Origin of the sequence: Rhodoferax sp. (genome assembly GCF_014859475.1) — a bacterium.
GTDB lineage: Bacteria > Pseudomonadota > Gammaproteobacteria > Burkholderiales > Burkholderiaceae_C > Rhodoferax.
On the sequence record NZ_JACUUE010000184.1, the window covers coordinates 1 to 4,990 of the forward strand.

Genomic DNA, 4,990 nt, shown 5'->3' on the forward strand with positions numbered 1-4,990 from the left:
CGGACCTTGAACAGAGACTTCGTCACTGCGAGCGTAGCGCGGCAGTCCATGCAGGCCGGGTGCATGGATTGCGTCACTGCGTTCGCAATGACGGGGCCTTTTTACGGCAAACCGGGGCCTGTTCACGGCAAGCCGGAATGAAGCCCGTGAATCTGCAGATCGTGCCCTACGCGCCAGACCATGAACCGGCCTGGGAGCAATGCTGTGCCGCGTCGGTTAACGCCACGCTGCTGCACACGCGCCGGTTCCTGAGCTACCACGGCGAGCGGTTCAAGGACGTGTCTGCGCTGATCCTTGACGCGGGCAAGGTCAGGGGCGTGTTCCCGGCGGCGCAATCGCCCGCTGACCCAATGCTGGTGGTGAGCCACCCCGGCACCACCTATGGCGGCGTGGTGCACCCGGGTTGGCTCAGCGGGGCGCGCATGCTGGAGGCCCTGAGCGCCTTGGCTGCGCATTACCAAAACCTGGGCTACCAACGGCTGCTGTACAAGGCCGTTCCGCACATCTATGCCAGCGCACCCGCGCAGGATGATCTTTACGCCCTGTTCCGGCTCGGTGCCCAACGGCTGCGCTGTGACCTCTCGTGCGCAGTAGGCCTTGCCCGACGCCAGCCGCCCGATGCGCAGCGCCGCCGCGGGCTCAAAAAAGCTCAAAAAGCGGTGACGCTGTCGGCCGAACCCTTGCACCTTGGCGCCTTATGGGCCGTCATTGCGCACAACCTGGCACGCAAGCACGCTGCCAAACCCGTGCACTCCCTGGCCGAACTGGCCCTGCTCATGAACAGGTTCCCGCACCACATTGCCATTCACTGCGCCCTGCTGGCCGGGTGTGTCGAGGCTGGCGTGGTCGTGTTCAAAACCAGTACCGTGTGGCATGCTCAGTACATTGCGGCCAGCGAAAGCGCCTACGCGGTGTCTGCGCTCGACGCGGTCTTTGACGCCGTTATCCTTGAAGCGCAACAAGCCGGGGCCCGCTACTTTGACTTCGGCATCAGCAACGAGCAAGATGGCCAGGTGCTCAACGACGGCCTGTACCGTTTCAAATCCGGCTTTGGCGGCGGCGGCGTCGCCCATGAGTTTTATGAAATCAAACTTTGCAATGCATCCTAAAACACTCTCCATCGTGGTGCCGGTTTACTTCAATGCCGGCAGCCTGCCCGCGCTTTTTGACGAGCTCCTCAAGCTCGAGGCGCAGCTCGACACGCTCGCCGTCGGGCTGGAGCTGATCTTTGTCGATGATGGCTCCAAAGACGAATCGCTGGCCACGCTGTTGGCCTTCAAGGCGCGCCGCCCCGCCACCAAGGTGGTCAAGCTGACGCGCAACTTTGGCGCTGAACACTGCCTGAAAACCGGCTTTCGCTTTGTCACCGGCGACTGCTTTTCTGACCTGGCGGCCGACCTGCAAGACCCGCCCGCCTTGTTGCTCGAAGCCGTCAAACGCTGGCTGGCGGGTGCCAAGTTTGTGATCTTCGAGCGCGTCTCGCGCGACGACCCCCTCATGTCAAAAGTGTCGTCCAAAATCTATTACAAACTGTTGCGCACGATGGTCATGAAAGACTACCCAAAAGGTGGTTTCGACCTGTGCCTCATGGACAAAGCCATGCTGGCGCCCATGCTCAACAGCGCCAAAAACTCCTACCCCGCGCTGCTGGCCTACTGGCTTGGCTACCAGCCCGAAGTCATCCCGTACCACCGCCAGCCCCGCAGCCACGGCAAGTCCCGCTGGACATTGGCCAAAAAAATCAAGGCGTTTCTGGATGTGATGCTCGGCTTTTCGGTCACGCCCATCCGCACCATCTCCATCACCGGCCTGCTGGTTTCCATCCTCAGCTTTGCCTATGGCATGCACATCGTGATTTATGCCTTGATCGAAGGCACGCCGGTGGCCGGTTTCCCGACCATCGTCACTTTGATCACCTTTTTGCTCGGCCTGATCATCCTGATGCTCGGCGTGATTGGCGAATACCTGTGGCGCATCTTCGACGAAACCAACCTGCGGCCAGAGACCGTGATTGAAACGGTTTACTGACGGCGTGATGTGCTAGCATCAAAATGCAACTGCATCAACCGAGGTTCTTATGCGTACCACTTTAGACATTGAAGACGACGTTCTTTATGCGGCCAAAGAACTGGCTGCGCGCGAACGCGTTACGGCCAGTGTGCTCATATCGCGCTTGCTGCGTGCGGCCATCAGCGGCACGGCTGGTGCACAGCCTGACCGCACTGCAGCGCCACGCGCAGTTGCCGGATTTCAACCATTTGAGGCGCAGGGCGTTCTCGTCACCAACGCGCAAATCAACGCGTTACGCGATGTCGAAGGCGTGTAATGCGGGCGCTGCTGGATGTCAATGTGCTGATCGCGTTGCTGGACGGCGGGCACGCCATGCACGCCCGCGCGATGAACTGGCTGCAAAGCACACCTAACCAGGCATGGGCATCATGCCCCATCACGCAAAACGCCGTAGTGCGCATCATGGCGCAACCCAGCTACCCAACCCCCCGACCGGCGGCACGGGTCGCCGAGCGTTTGGCCATGGCGTGCGCTGCGCCTGAACATGCATTTTGGGCATCAGATGTAAGCCTGTTGACCGCAGGCGTCATCAACTGGCCCAGGCTGCTGGGGCATCGGCAAGTGACTGACGCCTACTTGCTGGCGTTGGCCGTTCGCTATGGTGGGCGGCTGGCAACGTTTGACCAGCGCATTGCGCCCGCTGTGGTGGCCAATGCCACTGCCGCACATCTGGAATTGATCGTATAGATCACTTTAACCCCAAGCCTCTTAACGTGAAAGAACGTCGTCATTGCGAATGCAGTGAAGCAATCCATCGCCCCAAGCTGCATGGATTGCCACGTCGCTGCGCGACTCGCAATGACGACGGTCTTTCATCGTTTGGGGCGGTTGAATTCTCATGAGGTTTAACCTGGCCTTTGCGCGCTTTCTTGTCACCGGGTTGTTCAACACCGCCGTCACCTATGCGCTGTACCTGCTGTTTTTGCAGTTCATGCCCTACCAACTGGCTTACTCGATTGTGTTTGTGCTCGGCATCCTCATCAGCTATGTGCTGAACGCCGGTTTTGTCTTCAGGACCCGCATGACGCTTGCCACCCTGGCGCGCTTTCCGCTGGTGTATGGCGCGCAGTACGCGCTGGGCATAGGGCTGGTGATGGGGCTGGTCGAAGTGGTCGGGCTGGCCACCTGGCTGGCACCGCTGTGCGCCATTGCGGTCACGGTGCCGCTCACCTTTGTATTATCAAGGTACATTTTTACCGCCAACCATAAAACCGAGGTGCCAGATGCCCATCAATAACTCCCGCATCATTGATCTCCCCAAGATTCAGGACCCCAAGGGCAACCTGACCTTTGTCGAAAGCTCGGTTCACATTCCGTTCGACATCAAGCGCGTTTACTATATTTACGACGTTCCGGGCGGTTCCGAGCGCGGCTCGCACGCGCACAAGCACCTGCACGAATTCATCATTGCCATCTCGGGCAGTTTCGACGTGGTGCTCAACGACGGCCAGCAGCAAAAGCGCTTTCACCTCAACCGCTCGCACTACGGCCTGTACGTGAGCCCGATGATGTGACGTGACCTCGACAACTTTTCGTCGGGCTCGGTGTGTCTGGTGCTGGCCTCCGAGGTGTACCGCGAAGACGATTACATCCGCGACTACGATGCGTTTCTCGCCGCCGTCAAAGCAGGCGCATGAAAGTTCCGTTTCTCGACCTCAAGCCCACGCACCAGGCGCTCCAGAGCGAGCTGGAGGCCGCGTTCCGGCGCGTGCTTGCCTCTGGCAACTACATTCTGGGCACCGAGGTGCAAGCGTTCGAGGCCGAATTTGCCGCCTACTGCGGCACCCGCCACTGCGTCGGCGTAGGCAACGGGCTCGACGCGCTGCAGCTCATCCTGCGCGCCTGGGGCATTGGCGCGGGCGACGAGGTCATTGTGCCGTCCAACACCTACATTGCCACCTGGCTGGCGGTATCGCACGCCGGGGCCACGCCGGTGCCGGTGGAGCCGCTGGCCGCCACCTGCAACCTTGATGTAGCGCGTCTGGCGGTGGCCATCACGCCGCGCACCCGCGCCATCATCGCGGTGCATCTGTACGGGCAGCCGGCCGACATGGACGCCATCAACGCCGTGGCGCGCGAGCATGGCCTCAAAGTCATCGAAGACGCCGCGCAAGCGCACGGCGCGCGCTACAAGGGCCGCCGCGCGGGTAGCCTGGGCGACGCGGCGGGCTTCAGCTTTTACCCCGGCAAAAACCTGGGCACGCTGGGCGATGGCGGCGCCATTACCACCAACGACGCGCAACTGGCCGAGCAGCTCAGGGCCTGGCGCAACTACGGCTCGCGCAGCAAATACCACAATGAATTCAAAGGCTTCAACTCGCGCCTTGACGAACTCCAAGCCGCGCTGCTGCGCGTCAAACTGCCGCACCTCGACGCCTGGAACGCCGCGCGCCAGCAACTCGCGCTGGCCTACCTGAACGGCCTGACTGACCGTGCACAAACGCACCACGGTGAACAATATGGCAATGCGCAGCCCAATTCTGACGGACTGGCCGGCAACGGTTTGGTGCTGCCCGAGGTGCCGCACTGGGCCAGCCCGGTCTGGCATGTGTTTGTGGTGCGCTCAAGGCAGCGCGACGCGCTGCAGCAGCAGCTGGCGCAAGCCGGCATCGGCACGCTGGTGCACTACCCCATTCCACCGCACCTGCAGCCGGCCTATGCCGACGCCGGTTACCGCAGCGGCGACTTTCCCATTGCCGAGCAATTGCACCGCGAGGTCTTGAGCCTGCCCATGTATCCCCAGCTCGGCCTGACGGCGCAGCAGCAGGTCATTGCCGCTCTCATGGCCGGCACCGCACACTGCCCCTGAACCGTCATCGCGAGCCCCCCGTATCCGGCCCGATACCGAACACGGACCTTGAACAGCGACTTCGTCATCGCGAGCGAAGCGTGGCGATCCATGACTTCCGGGGTCATGGAT

General features: G+C 61.5%; 6 protein-coding genes and 1 pseudogene. All 7 read left to right on the top strand.

The genetic code is table 11. From position 1 onward, the window contains the following. Nucleotides 1-146 precede the first annotated feature (146 nt). Entirely contained in the window at nt 147-1,109 is a 963-nt protein-coding gene (locus IBX54_RS12455; protein WP_296542976.1) for a GNAT family N-acetyltransferase, read from the top strand. Further along, nucleotides 1,099-2,028: a glycosyltransferase family 2 protein gene (locus tag IBX54_RS12460; RefSeq protein WP_296542977.1), complete on the top strand. Its 930-nt coding sequence runs from the start codon at nt 1,099-1,101 to the stop codon at nt 2,026-2,028. Before IBX54_RS12455 ends, IBX54_RS12460 begins: the two co-directional genes overlap by 11 nt. A gap of 49 nt (nt 2,029-2,077) precedes the next feature. Further along, a complete protein-coding gene (locus IBX54_RS12465; protein ID WP_296542978.1) occupies nt 2,078-2,326 on the top strand; it encodes a hypothetical protein in 249 nt (82 codons plus the stop codon). Then, a complete protein-coding gene (locus IBX54_RS12470; RefSeq protein WP_296542979.1) occupies nt 2,326-2,757 on the top strand; it encodes a TA system VapC family ribonuclease toxin in 432 nt (143 codons plus the stop codon). Before IBX54_RS12465 ends, IBX54_RS12470 begins: the two co-directional genes overlap by 1 nt. 151 nt (nt 2,758-2,908) lie before the next feature. Beyond that, nucleotides 2,909-3,307: a GtrA family protein gene (locus IBX54_RS12475; protein ID WP_296542980.1), complete on the top strand. Its 399-nt coding sequence runs from the start codon at nt 2,909-2,911 to the stop codon at nt 3,305-3,307. Next, nucleotides 3,294-3,707, top strand: a pseudogene (locus tag IBX54_RS12480) (FdtA/QdtA family cupin domain-containing protein). Before IBX54_RS12475 ends, IBX54_RS12480 begins: the two are co-directional and overlap by 14 nt. After that, a complete protein-coding gene (locus IBX54_RS12485; RefSeq protein WP_296542981.1) occupies nt 3,704-4,879 on the top strand; it encodes a DegT/DnrJ/EryC1/StrS aminotransferase family protein in 1,176 nt (391 codons plus the stop codon). Before IBX54_RS12480 ends, IBX54_RS12485 begins: the two are co-directional and overlap by 4 nt. The last annotated feature ends 111 nt before the right edge of the window (nt 4,880-4,990 follow it).